General features: G+C 64.5%; 18 protein-coding genes. 7 read left to right on the top strand and 11 right to left on the bottom strand.

Features of this window, described 5'->3' with window-relative positions; genetic code table 11:
* Window positions 1-27 precede the first annotated feature (27 nt).
* Window positions 28-1,101, top strand: a complete 1,074-nt coding sequence (locus CH302_RS17745; protein ID WP_037196072.1) for an SDR family oxidoreductase — start codon at window positions 28-30, stop codon at window positions 1,099-1,101.
* A 92-nt stretch (window positions 1,102-1,193) separates the two neighbouring features.
* Here CH302_RS17745 and CH302_RS17740 read toward each other — a convergent pair whose 3' ends face one another.
* From CH302_RS17740 to CH302_RS17730, 3 genes are all read right to left on the bottom strand, one after another.
* On the bottom strand, window positions 1,194-2,612 hold the full coding sequence (locus CH302_RS17740; protein ID WP_037196075.1) for a xylulokinase: 1,419 nt from the start codon (window positions 2,610-2,612) through the stop codon (window positions 1,194-1,196).
* Window positions 2,613-2,651: 39 nt separating this feature from the next.
* Window positions 2,652-4,349 carry a SulP family inorganic anion transporter gene (locus tag CH302_RS17735; protein WP_037196077.1) on the bottom strand — a complete coding sequence of 566 codons (1,698 nt, stop codon included), beginning with the start codon at window positions 4,347-4,349 and terminating at the stop codon, window positions 2,652-2,654.
* 108 nt (window positions 4,350-4,457) lie between these two features.
* Window positions 4,458-4,802 carry an ArsR/SmtB family transcription factor gene (locus tag CH302_RS17730; protein ID WP_037196249.1) on the bottom strand — a complete coding sequence of 115 codons (345 nt, stop codon included), beginning with the start codon at window positions 4,800-4,802 and terminating at the stop codon, window positions 4,458-4,460.
* Between the two features lie 116 nt (window positions 4,803-4,918).
* Between CH302_RS17730 and CH302_RS17725 the strand changes: the two genes are divergently transcribed.
* From CH302_RS17725 to CH302_RS17705, 5 genes are all read left to right on the top strand, one after another.
* On the top strand, window positions 4,919-5,566 hold the full coding sequence (locus CH302_RS17725) for a TetR family transcriptional regulator (RefSeq protein WP_037196079.1): 648 nt from the start codon (window positions 4,919-4,921) through the stop codon (window positions 5,564-5,566).
* Window positions 5,567-5,714: 148 nt separating this feature from the next.
* Window positions 5,715-6,872: an acyl-CoA dehydrogenase gene (locus CH302_RS17720; RefSeq protein WP_037196251.1), complete on the top strand. Its 1,158-nt coding sequence runs from the start codon at window positions 5,715-5,717 to the stop codon at window positions 6,870-6,872.
* A gap of 5 nt (window positions 6,873-6,877) precedes the next feature.
* Window positions 6,878-7,726, top strand: coding sequence for a 3-hydroxybutyryl-CoA dehydrogenase (locus CH302_RS17715; RefSeq protein WP_303396309.1), 849 nt, complete (start codon window positions 6,878-6,880; stop codon window positions 7,724-7,726).
* A gap of 117 nt (window positions 7,727-7,843) precedes the next feature.
* On the top strand, window positions 7,844-8,638 hold the full coding sequence (locus CH302_RS17710) for an SDR family NAD(P)-dependent oxidoreductase (protein WP_037196083.1): 795 nt from the start codon (window positions 7,844-7,846) through the stop codon (window positions 8,636-8,638).
* A 54-nt stretch (window positions 8,639-8,692) separates the two neighbouring features.
* On the top strand, window positions 8,693-9,655 hold the full coding sequence (locus CH302_RS17705; RefSeq protein ID WP_230596527.1) for an SDR family oxidoreductase: 963 nt from the start codon (window positions 8,693-8,695) through the stop codon (window positions 9,653-9,655).
* 78 nt (window positions 9,656-9,733) lie between these two features.
* Here CH302_RS17705 and CH302_RS17700 read toward each other — a convergent pair whose 3' ends face one another.
* The 6 genes from CH302_RS17700 to CH302_RS17675 all read right to left on the bottom strand — a co-directional run bounded on the left by CH302_RS17700 (window position 9,734) and on the right by CH302_RS17675 (window position 14,744).
* Window positions 9,734-10,492 (bottom strand): SDR family oxidoreductase, encoded by a 759-nt coding sequence (locus CH302_RS17700; protein ID WP_037196086.1) that lies wholly within the window; start codon window positions 10,490-10,492, stop codon window positions 9,734-9,736.
* 68 nt (window positions 10,493-10,560) lie between these two features.
* A complete protein-coding gene (locus CH302_RS17695; protein WP_037196088.1) occupies window positions 10,561-11,298 on the bottom strand; it encodes a lysophospholipid acyltransferase family protein in 738 nt (245 codons plus the stop codon).
* Window positions 11,299-11,355: 57 nt separating this feature from the next.
* On the bottom strand, window positions 11,356-11,841 hold the full coding sequence (locus CH302_RS17690; RefSeq protein ID WP_141216682.1) for a hypothetical protein: 486 nt from the start codon (window positions 11,839-11,841) through the stop codon (window positions 11,356-11,358).
* Window positions 11,842-11,943: 102 nt separating this feature from the next.
* Window positions 11,944-12,699, bottom strand: a complete 756-nt coding sequence (locus tag CH302_RS17685) for an ABC transporter permease (protein WP_037196092.1) — start codon at window positions 12,697-12,699, stop codon at window positions 11,944-11,946.
* A complete protein-coding gene (locus CH302_RS17680; RefSeq protein ID WP_037196094.1) occupies window positions 12,696-13,682 on the bottom strand; it encodes an ATP-binding cassette domain-containing protein in 987 nt (328 codons plus the stop codon). The genes CH302_RS17685 and CH302_RS17680 overlap by 4 nt, the downstream gene beginning before the upstream one ends.
* Before the next feature lie 96 nt (window positions 13,683-13,778).
* The gene (locus CH302_RS17675) at window positions 13,779-14,744 is read right to left on the bottom strand and encodes a lysophospholipid acyltransferase family protein (RefSeq protein ID WP_052048124.1); all 966 of its coding nucleotides are present in this window, start codon (window positions 14,742-14,744) and stop codon (window positions 13,779-13,781) included.
* Window positions 14,745-14,860: 116 nt separating this feature from the next.
* Between CH302_RS17675 and CH302_RS17670 the strand changes: the two genes are divergently transcribed.
* Complete coding sequence (locus CH302_RS17670; protein WP_037196098.1) at window positions 14,861-16,264, top strand: GntP family permease; 1,404 nt, start codon at window positions 14,861-14,863, stop codon at window positions 16,262-16,264.
* On the opposite strand, the gene CH302_RS17665 is transcribed toward CH302_RS17670, so the two are convergent.
* Together CH302_RS17665 and heR are read right to left on the bottom strand one after the other, a co-directional pair.
* Window positions 16,261-17,046 (bottom strand): SDR family oxidoreductase, encoded by a 786-nt coding sequence (locus tag CH302_RS17665; RefSeq protein ID WP_052048125.1) that lies wholly within the window; start codon window positions 17,044-17,046, stop codon window positions 16,261-16,263. The two genes, CH302_RS17670 and CH302_RS17665, sit on opposite strands and share 4 nt — an antisense overlap.
* Window positions 17,043-17,825 carry a heliorhodopsin HeR gene (gene heR / locus CH302_RS17660; RefSeq protein WP_082323880.1) on the bottom strand — a complete coding sequence of 261 codons (783 nt, stop codon included), beginning with the start codon at window positions 17,823-17,825 and terminating at the stop codon, window positions 17,043-17,045. The genes CH302_RS17665 and heR overlap by 4 nt, the downstream gene beginning before the upstream one ends.
* Window positions 17,826-17,881: the final 56 nt, after the last annotated feature.

Raw genomic sequence — 17,881 nt, 5'->3', positions numbered from 1 at the left:
ATCGGCTCCAGTGGGTAGTCGGTGCGGATGACTACGAACACCACGCGCGCGCTGATCGTCGGTGCCACCGGCATTTCCGGCCAGGCCCTGTGCCACGCAGCACTCGATGCAGGCTGGACCACCTACGGACTGAGTCGCAGCGGAAGTACCCCCGTCGACGGCGTCGTGCCGGTGGCCGCGGACCTGCTCGATCCGGCCTCGCTCGAGAAGGCTCTGAAGGACGTTCGCCCCGAGGTCGTGTTCTTCACCGCATGGATGAAGAAGGACTCCGAGCAGGAGAACATCGAGGTCAACTCGGCGACCCTACGCAATGTGCTGAATGTTCTCGGGCCCCTCGAGTCGGTGAAGCACGTCGCGCTGATGACCGGCCTCAAGCACTACCTCGGACCGTTCGATGCCTACGGTGAGTCAGTGATGGCCGAGACGCCGTTCCACGAGACCGAGGATCGCCTCGACACCCCGAACTTCTACTACGCGCAGGAAGACGAACTGTTCGCCGGTGCCGAGAAGTTCGGATTCGGTTGGAGCGTGCACCGCGCCCACACCATCTCCGGCTTCGCGGTCGGCAACGCGATGAACATGATGCTGACGCTGTCCGTGTACGCGTCGATCTGCAAGGAACTCGGTGAGAAGTTCGTCTTCCCCGGTTCCGAGACCCAGTGGAACGGGCTCACCGACCTCACCGACGCCGACCTGCTCGCCGAGCAGATGGTCTGGGCCGCAACCGATGACAATGCGCACAACGAGGCCTTCAACATCGCCAACGGTGACGTGTTCCGTTGGCGCTGGCTGTGGCCGCAGTTCGCCGCGCACTTCGGCGTCGAGCCCGAGGGCTTCGACACCGAACCGCGTCCCCTCGAACCCCGCATGTCCGACGCGGCTGCCGCGTGGAAGCGCATCGCGGAGAAGCACGATCTGGTGGAGAGCGATGTCTCCCGTCTGGCGTCGTGGTGGCACACCGACGGCGACCTCGGCCGCGACATGGAATGCCTGACCGACATGAACAAGTCCAAGAAGGCCGGCTTCCTCGGCTTCCGGTCCACGCCGGATGCCATCGCCTCGGTGATTCAGCGCTACCGAGACGCGCGCCTGATTCCCTAGAGCGTGAGAGCGGCTGCGCCGCACGTGCGCGTGGAGCCTGCGGTCGTTCCGCAGGCTCCACTCCGAACTCGACCTCTGCTACGAGGTTCCGCTCACCTGGGGGCGGCGCCCTCGGTCAGATCCCGCACCTCGGCGTAGCGTTCTCGCACCGCCGGGGTCGGGTCTGCCTCGTATGTCTTCGACGCGGCCTGCGCCCAGGTCGGCGGCTCAACGGTCCCGGCCAACGTCCATGCAGCCTGGCGCGCGGCACCGTCGGCGACGTATTCACCCGGCTCGGGCACGATCACCGGGACCCCGAGAATGGCCGGGGCCAGCTCGCGCACCGCAGCCGATTTCGCGCCGCCGCCGATGAGCAGCACCCGCTTCGTCTCCACCCCCTGTGCACGCAGGTGATCGATGCCGTCGGCCAAGCCGCACAGCAGTCCCTCGATTGCCGCTCGCGCCAGGTGACCGGGCGTCGAATTGTTCAGTCGCAGGCCGTGAATCGCACCGGATGCATCGGGGCGGTTGGGGGTGCGCTCACCTTCGAGATACGGCACCAACACCAGACCTTCGCTGGTCGTCGACAGCGCCAATCGAGACAATTCGTCATGATCGACGCCCAGCAGACGCGCCGTGGCATCGAGCACCCGGGCAGCGTTGAGCGTGCACACCAACGGCAACTGACGGCCGGTGGCGTCGGCGAATCCGGCGACGAGACCCGAACCGTCGGCTGCCGCAACCGAGGTCACCGCCGATACGACGCCGGAGGTCCCCACCGACACCACCACGTCACCGGGCTGGGCATCGAGAGCAAGGGCCGCGGCGGCATTGTCTCCGGTCCCCGGTCCGATGAGGGCCCCGCTCGGTGTGCGGCCGATGGTCTCGTTCGGTGCGGCGACCCGCGGAAGCTGCGGGTTACGCCCACGAAAACCGAACTGCAACAGGTCGGTTCGATACTCGTTCGACGCGGCGGAGAAATACCCGGTGCCACTGGCGTCGCCTCGATCGGTAGCCAGAGCGTCGAGCCCCGATGCCCCGCCGAGCTGCCAACTGAGCCAATCGTGTGGAAGGCACACCGCCGCAGTGCGATCGGCGTTCTCCGGCTCGTGGTCGGCGAGCCATCGCAACTTGGCGACGGTGATCGAGGCCAATGGAACCACTCCGACGGCGTCGGCCCAGGCCTGCCCGCCGTCGACGCCGGTCTCCTTCCCCAACTCCGACACCAAGTCCGTCGCGGCCTGCGCCGACCGAGTGTCGTTCCACAACAACGCTTTACGGACCACTGATCCCGCGTCGTCGAGGCACACCATGCCGTGCTGCTGCGCGCCCACCGACACCGCGTCCACGTCGTCGAGTCCGCCTGCTGCTGCCACCGCCTCGTCGAGCGCGTCTTTCCATCGCTGTGGGTCGACCTCGGTACCGTCGGGATGGGCGGCTCGCCCCTGGCGCACCAAATCTCCCGATTCGGCGTCACGAACGAAGACTTTGCACGATTGGGTGGAGGAGTCGATCCCTGCAACGAGAGCCACGATGAGCCGGTCCTTTCCTACGCAAGTGTGACTTGGACCCTACCCGCGAGGCGCGGTTGCCTCGGTCACCAGCGTGCGCGCGTAGGCGATGGCCTGCGGCGTGGTCTCGAAAACACGGCGCGCTTCGTCGTCCTTGGTGGTGAACACGCCCAGCGCCGTCAACGGACGCAGGTGTTCGGGTTTGGCCGCGGAGATGAGGACGGTGATGCGGCGGTGTTCGAGTTCGGTGATCGTGTCCTTGAGGACGATGGCTCCGGTGGCATCGATGGTGGTCACCCGCGACATGCGCAGGATCACCACTTTCACGTCCGACACGTCGGCGAGCTCGAGCAGAAAGCTGTGCGCGGCTCCGAAGAACAGTGCACCGTCGATCCGGTAGGCGACGATGTGCTCGCGCAGCAGGTCTTGTTCTTCCTTCGAGACCGCGTCGAGTGCATCGAGGGGCACCTGCTCGACGGTGGCCGATCGCGCGACGGCGCGCAGTGCCAGCACCGCAGCGAACCCGACACCGACCGCCACCGCCGTCACCAGGTCGAAAACGACCGTGACGAGAAAGGTCGACAACATCACCACGGTGTCCCCACGACCGGCGCGGGAAATTGCTCGGATGGACGCGGTTTCGACCATGCGCACCGTCGTCGCCAGGAGCACCCCGGCGAGGGCAGCGAGTGGAATGTCGGCCACCAGACCCGCGGCGGAATACATGATCGCGGCGAGGATCACGGCATGGGTGAGCGCAGCGAGCCTGGTGCGTGCTCCGGATCTGACGTTGACGGCAGTGCGGGCGATGGCACCGGTGGCGGGGATACCGCCGAACAATGGCGCGGCGATGTTCGCCAGCCCTTGCCCGAACAGTTCACGGTCGGGATTGTGCCGCGCGCCGACGCCCATCGAGTCCGCCGCGGTCGCGGACAGCAACGATTCCAGGGCAGCCAGCGCAGCGACGGCGAACGCCGGTGCCAACAACGCCGTCACGTCACCGAGGTGGAAGAAGCTCAGGCTCGGAGCGGACAACGACGACGGAATCGTGCCGATCCGGGCGATGTCGAGATCGAACAGTTGGGTGACCACCGTTGCTCCCGCGACCGCAACCAGAGAGAACGGTACTTTCGGAGCCAGGCGGCCACCGACGAGCATGACGATCGCGACCGTGACGGCCACGGTGGGCGTCAGAATGCTCGCGTGCGAGACGAACGAGCGCACCGCGTCGAACGCGGACTGCCACACCTTGTCACCCTCGGCGTCGGTGATACCCAGGGCCGACGGAACCTGTTGCAGCGCAATGACGACGGCGATGCCGGCGGTGAACCCTTCGATGACGGGTGCCGGCATGTACCGGACGGCTCGACCGACTCCGGCGACGGCGAGCGCGAGCAGGATCACCCCGGCCATCAGGCCGACGGCGAGCACTCCGGTCGGCCCGTATTCGGCGACGATCGGCACGAGCACCACCGTCATGGCACCGGTCGGACCGGACACCTGGAACCGCGATCCGCCGAATACCGCGGCCACGACTCCCGCGATGATCGCCGTGGTCAATCCGGCCGCCGCACCCAGGCCGGTACTGACGCCGAAGCCGAGCGCCAGAGGCAACGCGACCAGGGCCACGATCAGGCCGGCCAGCAGATCCGCACCGGGCGCGCGGAGGGCGGGTTTCCACTCGCTCCACCTGGGCAGGAGCGCGGTCACAGCCCTCACGGCGTCGGTCTTGCGGGCGGGTTTCGTCGGTTCGGACATGTGACGCTTTCTGAGAACTCATCGATCCTGATCGAGCTACTTGCTAAGTTTAGCAAGTAATGAATCAGGTGAACAGCGACGTGAGCCAGACCATCCCGAACCGTCGAGTCAGGCGCGCGCTCCGGACTCGCCTTCGAGCTGCTCGGCCTGGTTGGCCACCACTCCCGTGAGTATTTCCCGCGCAACGACCAACAGGTCGGCCACCTTCGGCGACGTCAATGTGTAGGACACCGACAGGCCTTCCCGGGTGCCTTCGATGAGACCGGCGCGCCGCAGGATGGACAACTGCTGAGACAGATTGGCCGGCTCGATGCCGATTTCCGGCAGCATCTCGGACACGGCGTGCTCGCGCTCGCTCAGCAACTCCAGCACCCGAATACGGGCGGGATGCGCCAACGTCTTGAAGAAGTCGGCTTTCATTCTGTAGAGCGGCCGGCTCGAATCCGTGGCCATGAAGTCCTCCCGTGGCACCCACCACCGCGCAGCAGGCTACTTGCGAACACTAGCAATCAAAGGACGGAACGGGACGACCTCCCTGCACGTCCCGAAACTCGGCTACCTTCACTCCCATGCGCGGAGACCCGGAAGAATCGACCGACTTCAGGCTCACCGTGGCCACAGCGGCCCTCGACCTGTTCTCCGTCAAGGGATACGAGTCGACGACGGTGGACGACATCGCCGGTGCCGCCGGAATCTCGCGTCGGACGTTCTTTCGTCAGTTCCGCGCCAAGGAAGACGTCGTCTTCGCCGATCACGAAATACTGCTCGAGCAGGCAGGCGCCTTCCTCGAATCGAACGAGGGCGATCCCTGGCAGGCGGTGTGCGATGCCGCGCAGCAGGTGTACGAGCGATTCTCCGAGTGGATCGAGATGTCGCGCCTGCGCTATCAGGTGGTGCACCGCAACCCTGCGCTGCGCGATCGGGAGATCGTCACCGTGTTTCGCTACGACCGACTCTTCGTCGAATATCTGCAGCGCGTTCTGCCCGATCACCCTCACCTGGAGATTCTGCAGTTCTCGGCTTCGGTGACTGCGACGCACAACTACATCCTTCGTCGAATGATTCGCGACGGCCTGCCGACATCCGTCGAGGATCTGCGTTCGGCACTGGCGCAGGTCCGCGCGCAGTTCTTCGGTGAGATCGTCGTTGCGTCGTTCCCCCGGGGCACGTCCGTCGCCAAAGTCGTCGATGCGTTGGCCGATCACACAACCGCCTGATGTGTCCGGACCGAGTGGCACTGAGTGCCGGATGCCGAAGACCCGGTCTTGAATCGGTCCGAATCCGGACGTACACTGGGGCAATCCTTGGCACTGAGTGCCCCCTGTGGGCAGTGCCACCCCCGACACACCGAGGAGCGTGGCCGACATGGCCGGAAATCCCGACTTCGATCTGTATCAATCGCCCGAAGAGCACGACGAACTGCGCGCGGCCATTCGGGCTCTCTCGGAGAAGGAGATCGCTCCGTACGCCAAAGAGGTCGACGAGGACTCCCGTTTCCCCGAGGAGGCGCTCAAAGCGCTGAATGCCTCGGGCTTCAACGCCATCCACGTTCCCGAGGAGTACGACGGCCAGGGTGCCGATTCCGTCGCTGCCTGCATCGTCATCGAAGAGGTTGCACGCGTGTGCGGGTCGTCCTCGCTGATCCCCGCGGTCAACAAGCTCGGCACGATGGGCCTGATCCTCAAGGGCTCCGAGGAGCTCAAGAAGCAGGTTCTGCCGTCTCTCGCCGGTGGCGCGATGGCGTCGTACGCCCTGTCCGAGCGCGAAGCAGGATCCGACGCGGCGAGCATGCGCACCCGCGCCAAGGCCGATGGCGACGACTGGATCCTCAACGGCTCCAAGTGTTGGATCACCAACGGCGGCAAGTCCGAGTGGTACACCGTCATGGCCGTGACCGATCCCGACAAGGGCGCCAACGGCATCTCCTCGTTCATCGTGCACAAGGACGACGAGGGATTTGTCGTCGGCCCCAAGGAGAAGAAGCTCGGCATCAAGGGCTCACCCACCGCCGAGCTCTACTTCGAGAACTGCAAGATCCCCGGCGATCGCATCATCGGCGACCCGGGCACCGGTTTCAAGACCGCGCTGGAAACACTCGACCACACGCGCCCCACCATCGGCGCGCAGGCTGTCGGCCTGGCACAGGGCGCACTCGACGCAGCCATCGCATACACCAAGGACCGTAAGCAGTTCGGCACCGCGATCTCGAGCTTCCAGGCCGTGCAGTTCATGCTCGCCGACATGGCGATGAAGGTCGAAGCGGCTCGACTGATGGTCTACAGCTCCGCAGCCCGCGCCGAGCGCGGCGAGAAGAACCTCGGGTTCATCTCGGCAGCAGCGAAGTGCTTCGCCTCGGACGTGGCCATGGAGGTCACCACCGACGCGGTGCAGCTCTTCGGCGGTGCCGGCTACACCACCGACTTCCCGGTCGAGCGCATGATGCGCGACGCCAAGATCACCCAGATCTACGAGGGCACCAACCAGATTCAGCGTGTCGTCATGTCGCGGGCGCTGCTCAAATGAGCGACATCAACCTCGTAGGCGTCATCGGCGGCGGCACCATGGGAGCAGGCATCGCCGAGATGTGTGCTCGCTCCGGCAGTTCGGTGCTGATCCTCGAAACCAGTCAGGCCACAGCCGATGCTGCAGAGGCACGCCTCGACAAGTCGTTCGCCCGCGCCGTCAAGTCCGGCCGCATCGAAGCCGACGCGGCCGAGAAGGCCCGAGCAGCAATCACGTTGACGCTCGACATCGACGATTTCGCAGACCGCGATCTCGTGGTGGAGGCAGCACCGGAGATCGAATCGCTCAAGCTCGATCTGTTCGGAAAGCTCGATTCCATCGTCAAGCCCGACGGAATCCTGGCCACCAACACGTCGTCGATCCCCGTCATCAAGATGGCCAACGCGACGAAGCGTCCCGACAAGGTCGTCGGAGTGCACTTCTTCAACCCGGTGCCGGTGCTGCCGTTGGTCGAGATCGTCGTCAGCCTTCTCACCAGCGAAGAGACCGTTGCAGCGGTGACGGATTACGCCGGAAACACGCTGGGCAAGAAGACGATTCGCGCCGGGGATCGCGCCGGATTCATCGTCAACGCCTTGCTCATCCCGTACATGGTCTCGGCCATCCGCATGCTCGAGTCCGGCTTCGCCAGCGCTGAGGACATCGACGAGGGCATGGTCAACGGCTGCGCACACCCCATGGGCCCGTTGCGTCTGACCGACACCGTCGGCCTCGACGTCACCCTCGCGGTCGCCGAGTCCCTCTACGCGGAGTTCCGCGAACCGCACTACGCTCCGCCGCCACTGCTGCAGCGCATGGTGGACGCCGGAATGCTGGGCCGCAAAACCGGTAAGGGTTTCTACTCGTATTCGTAGCAGTCCCCCCCCGAGTCTGCGTGAATGGTCCATTCACCCCCGTCAGGGCCGGTGAATGGACCATTCACGTCTTCGAAAGGCGCACACTGGAGTCGTTCCACAACACTGGGAGGCTTCATGAACATCGATCTCGACGGCCGAACTGCATTGATCTCCGGCTCCAGTCAGGGCATCGGATTGGCCATCGCCACCGAATTGGCCCGCGCCGGTGCGCGCGTCGTACTCAACGGTCGGAGCGCATCCGCGCTGGATTCGGCCGAGGAACAACTGCTCACCGAAGTACCCGGCGCACGAGTGATCGTCGTGGCAGCCGATCTCGCGACGGCCGAAGGGGTCGAGACGCTGCTCGCCACGGTCCCGGTGGTCGATATTCTGGTGAACAATCTCGGAATCTTCGGAGCCAAAGCCGCCCTCGACATCGACGACGACGAATGGCGACGCTATTTCGAGGTGAACGTGCTCTCGGCAATCCGGCTGATCCGCACCTATCTGCCGGCGATGACCGAAGCGGGCTGGGGCCGAATCCAGAATATCTGCAGCGATTCCGCAGTCGTGATTCCCGAAGAGATGATCCACTACGGAATGACGAAGACAGCCCTACTCGCGGTGACCCGCGGGTTCGCGAAAGCCGCTGCAGGAACTGGCGTTACGGTCAATTCCGTGATTGTCGGACCTACCCACACCGAGGGCGTCGAGAAATTCGTGGCCGAGCTCGTCGGCGACGAACTGCCCTGGGACGAAGCTCAAGCCAAGTTCATGAAGGAGAACCGTCCGCAATCGTTGATCGGCCGGCTGATCGAGCCGAAGGAGATCGGCAACATGATCGTCTATCTGAGCTCCGAGCAAGCCTCTGCGACCACCGGTGGCGCTCTACGCGTCGACGGCGGCTACGTCGACTCGATACTGCCCTGAGTTGCTGTAAGGCCGGTCCGGTCGGTCACAGTTTGTGGCCGACCGGATCGGGGCATGCGTGAAATACACGGAATCAAGCAAAGGTTCTTCACGCATTTCACCGTATTCGGAGTCGATTCCACAGTGAGCGATCAGTACACCTTCACCAACCCCGTCACGCAGTACCGTCAGGACGGCTTCCCGGAGCAGCACCAGGATCCGCCCGGTCTGGCCGCAGATCTTCAGCCTCTCGCCGACCACGGCGAGAACAGCTATCGCGGTTCCGGTCGCCTGACCGGCCGCAAAGCGCTCGTCACCGGTGCCGACTCCGGAATCGGTCGCGCAGCAGCCATTGCCATCGCCCGCGAGGGTGCCGACGTGGTGCTCAACTACCTGCCGTCGGAAGAAAAAGACGCTCAGGAAGTTGCTCAGCTGGTACGCGACGCCGGACGCACCGCAGTCCTGGCACCGGCAGATATCACCGACGAGCAGGCCGCGCGCGGTATCGTGCGCACTGCCGTCGACGAACTCGGTGGCCTCGACCTGCTGATCAACGTTGCCGGTAAACAGCAGTTCGTCGAAGACCTGGCCGACCTGACGTCCGAGCAATTCGATCAGACGTTCAAAACCAACGTCTACGCATTGTTCTGGATCATCCAGGAAGCGGTGCCGCACATGCCCGCCGGTTCCACCATCGTGAACACCAGCTCGATCCAGGCATACACACCGTCACCCGGACTGGTGGATTACGCGACCACGAAGATGGCCATCAACACCATCAGCAAGGCCCTCGCCCAGCAGTTGGCACCCAAGGGTATTCGCGTCAATGTGGTTGCGCCGGGACCGTTCTGGACACCGCTGCAGGCAGCCGGCGGTCAGCCGACCTCGGCACTGCCGGAATTCGGCAAGGAAACACCGCTCGGACGCGCCGGGCAGCCTGCCGAGATCGCCGGTGCGTACGTCTATCTGTCGTCGGCCGAATCGGGTTACGTCAGCGGCGACACACTGAACGTCAACGGCGGAATGCCGACGCCGTAGTCCGTATCCGTTCGGCGTGAATGGACCATTGACACCCGTCTGGGCCTGTGAATGGTCCATTCACGCGTTCAGGAGAGGTCAGTCCTTCGGCCCACCAGCGGCGTAGACGACCTGACCCGAGATGAAGCCTGCACCCTCGCTGACGAAGAACGACGCCAGGTGCGCGATGTCGTCGGGGTGTCCGACGCGATTGACCGGAATCTGCGACGCCGCAGCAGCTTTGAAGTCCTCGAACGGCATGCCGACACGTTCTGCGGTGGCCGCCGTCATCTCCGTCTCGATGAACCCGGGGGCGATGGCGTTGGCGGTGACACCGAACTTGCCGAGTTCGATGGCAAGGGTCTTGGTGAAGCCCTGCATTCCGGCCTTGGCGGCGGAGTAGTTGGCCTGGCCACGGTTGCCGAGGGCGGACGTGCTCGACAGGTTGACGATGCGACCCCACTTGGCGTCGATCATGTGCTTCTGGACCGCGCGGGTCATCAGGAACGATCCGCGCAGGTGCACGCCGAGAACGGAATCCCAGTCCTGCACGGTCATCTTGAACAGCAGGTTGTCGCGAGTGATGCCTGCGTTGTTGATCAGTACGGTCGGCGCACCGAACTCGCCGGCGATGCGATCGACCGCGGTCTGGACGGATTCCTCGTCGGCGACGTTGGCACCGATGGCCACTGCCTGCCCACCTGCGGCCTGAATCGCACCGACGGTATCGCTGCACGCGGCCTCGTCGAGGTCGACCACCGCAACTCCGAAACCGTCCTTGGCCAGCCGCTTCGCTACCGCAGCGCCGATACCACGCGCACTACCGGTGACAATGGCCGTCTTGATCTGATCGCTCACGAATATCTCCTGACACAACGCCGAATCGAATTACCTGTCATCTGTTTCTACCAACCCCGGCGGCTCAGTCAGTACGCAGCCACCGCTCCGTCGAGCGCCTTCTGCATTCCCTCTGCCACTACTCGGGTGATGTCGATCGGCTTCTCGGGCAGTTCGGTGATGGGTGAGTCGATGTAGACGCTCGCCTGCTTCACCTTCGGCGTACCGGGGCCGTAGCTCAGACCGATGCAGACCAGCACCGGTTCGACCCCGAGCTTGCGCGCCCGCATCGCAATGTGGCCGATCCCGCTGCCGACGTGCTGCACCGTCGTCGGGTCTTCGAGATTGCAGGTGCCCTCGGGGAACACTGCGAGGTCGTCGCCCCGCTTCATTCGCTCGGCACTGACGTCCATCATGCGGCTGCCTGCTGCGCTGACGGCTCGCATGCCGTGATTCTTGCCGCGAAAGACAGGGATACCGCCCATCATGTCGATTCGCCTGCGCTGCTTGGGTTCCTGGAACAACTCGTCCTTGGCCAGCACCCGGGTGCGACCGATGACCGGACGCAGCGGCGACGCCCATGCCGCCGCTGCGAGCGTGTACGGATCGTTCTCGGTCAGATGATTGACCGCGATGAGCAGACGCGTGTTGTCGTAGACAAGACGACGCAGCTCCTCACGGGCACCGTCGGGGTACGACACCCGCGGGCGGAAGCGTCGGGCGAGGGCGGCATACGCCAGCCTCGCGACCTGACGATTCTGCTGATGACGCAGATAGAAGTCGTACACGGTCACATCGTTTTCGAGAATTACCGCAGGCCGATCCATGAGCCGAGCCTAATGGTTCGAGCTGCGCCGTCGGGGCCGAGCCCTCATTCGTATCGCCTACCCGATGATCGCCTTGTATTCGGTGAAGATCGGCGCGTACTCGGGGCCGCAGTTCGCGATCGACCAGTCGGTGAGCAGGGTGAGGTTCTCGAACACCCCATCCATCGCGCTGAAGTCGCCTGCCGCACCCTTGGCGTCGGCCTCTTCCATGGCTCGTAGCCACGCCAATGGCTCCGGTGGAGCGACGGCTTGCAGCTCCGACTGGGTCACCGGGGCCTTCGCAGCGAGATCGTCGGCAATGGATTCGGCTACTTCGACACCACCGGCCTCGGCTTCCCGCAGGTTGGCCAGACCCTGCGCCACCTGTGTGGCGTACAGCGTGCAGAAATCCGACCCACCCGAATCCTCTTCGACCGACTCCACGGATTCCACCGATTCTGCGGCCGACGGCTCAGCCGGAGTGGACGGGTTCTCTCCAGTGGACGAACACCCCGCGACAGCGAGGAGAATTACCGCACATCCCAAAGTCGATCGACTGTTCATCGGCGTTGCACTCCTCGTGAACCCTGTCCGGACGACCGCCAGTCTGCGCCTGTGGGCTCGGTTGTGCAGCGCTGTGAGCACCGCGAACGGTTCGAGCCGGCCTCACACCCGCGAGGAACCCATTGCCCGGATCCCGACGGCAAGTCCGACCGCCGCAGTGGCCGCGGCTGCGACGACACCTGCCATCACCGTCGAACTCGCGAAGTCGCCGGCGAACAGTGCACGCTCGGCGTCGACGAGATATCCGAGGGGGTTGATGTTCACCAGGAACTGCATCCACCCCGGGGCGGCCGTCAGCGGCAGCATCGTGCCGGAGAGGATGAGCAGCGGGAACATCAAGGTCTGCTGGATGGACCAGAACACCCAATCCTGTCCGCGCACAGCCAAAGCCAATGAGTAGGACAGTGCGCCGAGCCCGACGCCGAACACACCGAGCAGCACGATCCCCACGACCGCACCGATCGGATTCACGGACAGGCCGAGCGGCAACGCCACCAGGACGATCAGGACGGCCTGTGCGGCCAGCGGCACCATCTCCTTGAACGCGCGCCCGACGAGCAGCGCCGATCGCGGCAACGGGGTCACCAACATTCGTTCGTGCGAACCCTGCTGCAACTCGGCCAACAGATTCGAACCCGTCATGGACGTTCCGAAGATGGTGATCATGGCGAGCACGCCGGGAACGAACCAGTCCCACACACTTCCGTCCCCCAGACCGGGAACATCGGTGAGCAGTGGGCCGAACAGTGCGAGGAGAATGAGCGGTTGGACGAGACTGAAGATGACGGTGAACGGATCGCGGACCATCGGCCGCAGTTCGCGGCCCATCACCAAGGCGCTTCCCGAGAGTACGTTCATCGGAGTTCTCCCGCGGTTTCGAGGGAAGACGTGCCCGCCGCGGCGCTCTCACGAAGACTGCGCCCGGTGAGGCCGAGGAACACATCGTCGAGGGTAGGTCGCGTCATGTCCGCCGTGTGCACCGTGATTCCATGAGACTCGCTGAGCCGCAGTAGATCCGGGAGAACCACCTCGGCGCGCTCGACCCTGATGTTCACACGCGAGCCCGCCACCGTCACGTCCTTGATTCCGCCCACACCGTCGAGCAGCGGGACCAACGCCGCGGCGTCGGACACGGTGAGGACGATGAGATCGCCTGCCAGTTCCGACTTGAGTGCGCTGGCGGTGTCATCGGCGATGACGGTGCCGCGATCGACGACGATCACCCGCTCGGCCATGGAATCGGCCTCGTCGAGATAGTGGGTGGTGAGCACGATGGTGGTGCCCATCTCTCGCCTGAGCCGGAGAATGTGGTCCCACAGGTTCGCTCGGCTCTGCGGATCCATTCCGGTGGTCGGCTCGTCGAGAAACAACAGGGGCGGACGGTGCACCAGACCCAGTGCGATGTCGAGCCGTCGACGCTGCCCACCCGAGAGAGTCGAGACCGTACGGGCAGCGAGCTCGCCGAGCTCGAGTGCCTCGATCAATTCGTCTGCACGACTGCGTGATCGCTGACGCGTCATGCCGTAGCACCGGCCCTGCACGACGAGCTCGTCACGGACGCGTTGATTGTGTCCCGCACCGTTTCCCTGCCCCACGTAGCCCAGGCTCCGCCGGACTCGATCCCGGTCCTTGCCCACGTCGAACCCGGCGATGCGGGCCGAGCCCGACGTCGGTGTCAGCAGGGTGGTCAGCATCCGCAGAGTGGTCGACTTGCCTGCCCCGTTCGGACCGAGCAGAGCCACCAACTCTCCCTCACCGATCGCCAGGTCGATGCCGCGTACCGCATTCACGGTCTTCTTGCCTTGCCGGAAAGTCTTGGTCAATCCCGATGTTTCGATCATCTGTGACGCCCCTCGTCGTAGCGGTGAATCCCTACGACGGAGACGTTAGAAACGATCGCGGTCAGCTTCGGTCCGCGTTGCCGAGGCGGCGAACAATCAGCCGAAGACGGGGAACTTTCGCTTACTGGCGAGGGCGTCCATCCCGGACTGGATGCTCGCGCGCACCTCGTCGTATTTGGCGGCGACGTACGCCTCGTCCTCGCACCGGGCCGGATCGTGATCCAGTTCGACGGGCGGCATGAATCGAGTACGAATCTTGGCGGGCAAGGGAATCTGTGGCAGCGCGGCGGGCGCGATGATCCACGGAAGCGAGATCGCGATCGGGAACACCTTCAACCGTGCAATCTTGTCCAGCTTCAACGCTTTCGACAGCTTGTCACCGCGAATGAGTACCGGCATCGCGTCGGCGCCACCCACCGTCGCCACCGGCACGATGGGAACGCCCATCCGAATGGCGAGCTTGATGAAGCCGGTTCGACCGCCGAGAGTGGCCTCGTCTCGCTTGCTCCAGGGCCGCAACGAATCGACCTCACCGCCAGGCCACACGATGACGTCCCGCCCCTCGGCCAGTGCCGTCGACATCGAGTCCGGTGCCGCGGGCAGCACACCCATGGATCGAAAGACCTTGCCGATCAACGGGAACGCCATGAGTGCGTCGTGCGCGGTGCCGTGCAGAATCCGCTTCTCGCCGAAGTGTCGCCACCATTGGGCACCGACGGTCCACGCGTCCCACACGAACGGCGCACCCGAGTGCACGCCCACGACCAGCACCGGCGACTCGGGGATGGTCTCCCACCCGTCTATCTCCATTCGGAAGTAGCGGTCCATCACACCGTTCCACAGCCGCTGCTGCCGGTCCATCGCCACGGTGTTCTGATCGTCGAGGTCCCAGCCACCTGCGCGTTCGGCGACAACGGCTCCGAGACCACCGGACGCCTTCGCCCGACGCTCCTTCATCTTCAGTCGCGCTGCCGCGGCGTACCGCTGCGCTTGCTCGCGCAGCTGCTCCTTCGTCGGTTCTTCGGAGCCGTCCCCGCCCAATACGTGATCCCCATCACTCATACCCGAACGGTACTCCACTCGCCCGAAGCCGACTCACAACCAGCGCTCGTAACCCCGCGCGACGTCCCGTCTGTCCGTTATGGTCAAAATTCGAGCCGAGCGAACGAGGTACACCGATGGATCCGATCGAACCGGCATACGGAACGACAGCACTGCTGCTGATCGCCGCCGCAGCCGTTGCAATTCTGTTGTTCCTCATCATGAAGGTGAAGCTGCATGCCTTCGTCTCCCTGGTCCTGGTCAGCGCGGTCACCGCCGTCGCGGCTGGAATCCCACTGGCAGACGTGCCGTCGGCCCTGCTCTCGGGCTTCAGTTCCACACTCGGATCGGTCGCCCTACTCGTCGCGTTGGGCGTGATGGTCGGCAGACTGCTCGAAATCACCGGTGGTGCACAGGTATTGGCCGATACCCTGATCAACCGATTCGGTGCCAAGCGTGCACCGCTCGCCCTCGGTGTGGCCGCACTCATCTTCGGCTTTCCCATCTTCTTCGACGCCGGCCTCGTCGTCTTCCTGCCGATCATCTTCACCGTCGCCAAGCGATTCGGTGGATCGGTGCTGCTGTACGCCCTCCCGACGGCAGGCGCATTCGCCGCGATGCACGCGATCGTTCCCCCGCACCCCGGACCTGTCGCCGCCACCGAACTTCTCGGCGGCGATATCGGATCGGTACTGCTGGTCGGCGTTCCCGTCGCCGTCGTCTCCTGGTTCGTCGGCTCGTACCTCGTAGGCACGCAGCTCGGTAAGCGGTTCCACACCTTGCCCGCCGACCTCTTCGCCGACGGCGCAGCCAACTCCGAAGAACACGACAAAGAGATGGCCGGCCTCCGCGACCCTGCGCCGAAGTTCGGTGCGGTGCTGTTCATCCTGCTGACGCCGCTCGTACTGATCTCCCTCAACACCGTGGTCAACACTCTGACCACCTCGGGAGTGCTGACCGGAGACGAGACCTGGGCAGCAGCGCTGACACTCATCGGTCAGACGCCCATCGCGCTGCTCATCACCTTGCTGCTGGCTCTGTTCATTCTCGCGCCGGGACGCTTCCCCGTCGCCGACGGTGCCAAGTACATGGATCAGGCCCTCGGACCCATCTGTTCGATCATCCTGATCACCGGTGCCGGCGGCATGTTCGGTGGAGTGCTGCGGGCCAGCGGCATCGGGCAGTCGCTCACCTCCTCGCTGTCCGGCCTCGGACTGCCGATCCTGCTGCAGGCCTTCCTGATCGCCACCGCCCTTCGCGTCGCGCAGGGTTCGGCCACCGTGGCCCTGACCACCACCGCCGGGCTGATCTCGGTCCAGGTCGCCGAGCTCGATCTGAGCAATTTCAAGATCGCGCTGTTGGTGTTCGCACTGGCCGCCGGAGCCACCGTGCTCTCCCACGTCAACGACTCCGGCTTCTGGCTCGTCAGCCGCTTCTTCGGCATGGACGAGAAGACGACACTGAAAACCTGGACCGTCATGGAAACGACACTGGGACTGGCGATATTCGCCCTCGCGTCGCTGCTGTGGGTGGTGTTCTAGCGGGGTGGACTGTCTCGATTGATGAGTCCGAGCAGGATCGACGGGGCGAGCCGTGACCCGATGATGGACACTCGGCCCAGTCCGATGGCGATCTCGTCGCAGCCACGGTCGAGTCCGGCCATCGTCGCGTCGAGGAACTTCTCCAACGGCATCGCCATCGGCGGCGCGCTCTTCATACTGCGGTGCAACGGTGTGTCGACTACCGGCGGGACGAGTTCGACGACCTGAACGGTGGTTCGGCGCAGTTGATGCCGGAGACTGACGGTGAACGAATGTACGGCTGCTTTGGTCGCGGAATACACGGGAGCGCCGGCGAGTGGAACGAAGCCGAGACCGGAGCCGACGTGCACCACCCGTGCGCGAGGTGCCAGGCGCAGGAGGGGCAGCGCTGCCGAGGTGACGTCCACGAGTCCTGTGAAATTGGTGGCAATCTCGTCTGCGATGTCGGCAATCGCCGGCCGCTCCTGTGCCGAGAAGTCCAGTGGGCGTTGAACTCCGGCGTTGTTGATCAGGGTCGTCAGATGCGGAATCGATGCCGCAATGTCGGCCATCGCGCGGCGTACGGATTCCGGGTCGCTGACGTCCATGACGATCGGTGTCATGCCGGGGTGTTTCGTGGCCATCGCGCTCAGGCTCTCGAGGTCGCGACCGGTGATGACGACGTGGGCACCACGCGCGTGAAACCGGCTGGCGAGTCCGGCACCGATGCCCGACGTCGCGCCCGTGATCAGAACGACGTCGTCGTCGACGGACCTCAGGTGTGGGCTTCCACGTCCGATCATGAGAGCGACCCGGCAACGATCTGCCAGGCCAGAGCGGATTTCGCGGCGAGGCTCAGCACGAGGTAGACGAACTCGCCGAACGCGTAGTCCTTCCACGGCCCGATTCTTCGGTACTGCAGCCATTGGTTGGCCGCGAAGCTCATGAAGAAGACGAACAACGAGAAGAAGATTCCGTAGACGAACCCGGGAACCTCCGAAGCACCGACGAGGTTCACGATGATCGCTACCCAAGGTGCAGCACCGGCGACACAGCCGAACCAGAACGCGGTCAGGTCCGGTCGCTGTCCGGGTGGGTTGAAGCGCTCTTGGAGCCAACCGAACAGGATCATGGCGACGTTGGCACCCACGATCGCGATGAGCGCACTGATCTGCGTGATGCCGGCGTACAGGGCGATGAGGACCACCATGATCGTGGCGCTGACGCTGTACTCGAGCCATCGGAACGGGTTGACACCGCGAGAGAGGTTGCGTTCGTATGATGTTCGCAGCGGGGCCCCGGTGATGAAGTGATCCACTGCCGCCAGTGCGAGGAAGACTGCGACGGCGATGCCGATGGGAACCGCGAACGCTTCCTGCGCCTGCGGGACCACCGTTCCCGGCGGTCCTGCCGGGTACGCGGTGGTCACATCGATGGCGAAGTCGGATGCGATGACGAGCACGGCGATGGCCTGAACAGCATGCAGCGCGGACAGCGAGAGGTTCCAGATGCGTAGTCGCCTCAGCCTGTCCGGCGAGAGTGTGTGCTCGGTGGCCATGGCCGGGTGCGGTGTACGTGCCATGACCGATAGCCTTACAGGTTGTAAGGCTGCTGACAAGGACCGGGCAGGAGGACGCT

The organism is Rhodococcus sp. 15-2388-1-1a, from assembly GCF_002259145.1.
GTDB lineage: Bacteria > Actinomycetota > Actinomycetes > Mycobacteriales > Mycobacteriaceae > Rhodococcoides.
This window is presented reverse-complemented; position numbering and strand designations above follow the sequence as displayed.

Bases quoted from the DNA above. Each gene is read 5' to 3' on its own strand.
- CH302_RS17745 (WP_037196072.1), top strand. From the start codon at position 28: ATGACTACGAACACCACGCGCGCGCTGATCGTCGGTGCCACCGGCATT.
- CH302_RS17735 (WP_037196077.1), bottom strand. From the start codon at position 4,349: ATGTCCGAACCGACGAAACCCGCCCGCAAGACCGACGCCGTGAGGGCT.
- CH302_RS17730 (WP_037196249.1), bottom strand. From the start codon at position 4,802: ATGGCCACGGATTCGAGCCGGCCGCTCTACAGAATGAAAGCCGACTTC.
- CH302_RS17725 (WP_037196079.1), top strand. From the start codon at position 4,919: ATGCGCGGAGACCCGGAAGAATCGACCGACTTCAGGCTCACCGTGGCC.
- CH302_RS17720 (WP_037196251.1), top strand. From the start codon at position 5,715: ATGGCCGGAAATCCCGACTTCGATCTGTATCAATCGCCCGAAGAGCAC.
- CH302_RS17710 (WP_037196083.1), top strand. From the start codon at position 7,844: ATGAACATCGATCTCGACGGCCGAACTGCATTGATCTCCGGCTCCAGT.
- CH302_RS17705 (WP_230596527.1), top strand. From the start codon at position 8,693: ATGCGTGAAATACACGGAATCAAGCAAAGGTTCTTCACGCATTTCACC.
- CH302_RS17695 (WP_037196088.1), bottom strand. From the start codon at position 11,298: ATGGATCGGCCTGCGGTAATTCTCGAAAACGATGTGACCGTGTACGAC.
- CH302_RS17690 (WP_141216682.1), bottom strand. From the start codon at position 11,841: ATGAACAGTCGATCGACTTTGGGATGTGCGGTAATTCTCCTCGCTGTC.
- CH302_RS17685 (WP_037196092.1), bottom strand. From the start codon at position 12,699: ATGAACGTACTCTCGGGAAGCGCCTTGGTGATGGGCCGCGAACTGCGG.
- CH302_RS17680 (WP_037196094.1), bottom strand. From the start codon at position 13,682: ATGATCGAAACATCGGGATTGACCAAGACTTTCCGGCAAGGCAAGAAG.
- CH302_RS17675 (WP_052048124.1), bottom strand. From the start codon at position 14,744: ATGAGTGATGGGGATCACGTATTGGGCGGGGACGGCTCCGAAGAACCG.
- CH302_RS17670 (WP_037196098.1), top strand. From the start codon at position 14,861: ATGGATCCGATCGAACCGGCATACGGAACGACAGCACTGCTGCTGATC.
- CH302_RS17665 (WP_052048125.1), bottom strand. From the start codon at position 17,046: ATGATCGGACGTGGAAGCCCACACCTGAGGTCCGTCGACGACGACGTC.
- heR (WP_082323880.1), bottom strand. From the start codon at position 17,825: ATGGCACGTACACCGCACCCGGCCATGGCCACCGAGCACACACTCTCG.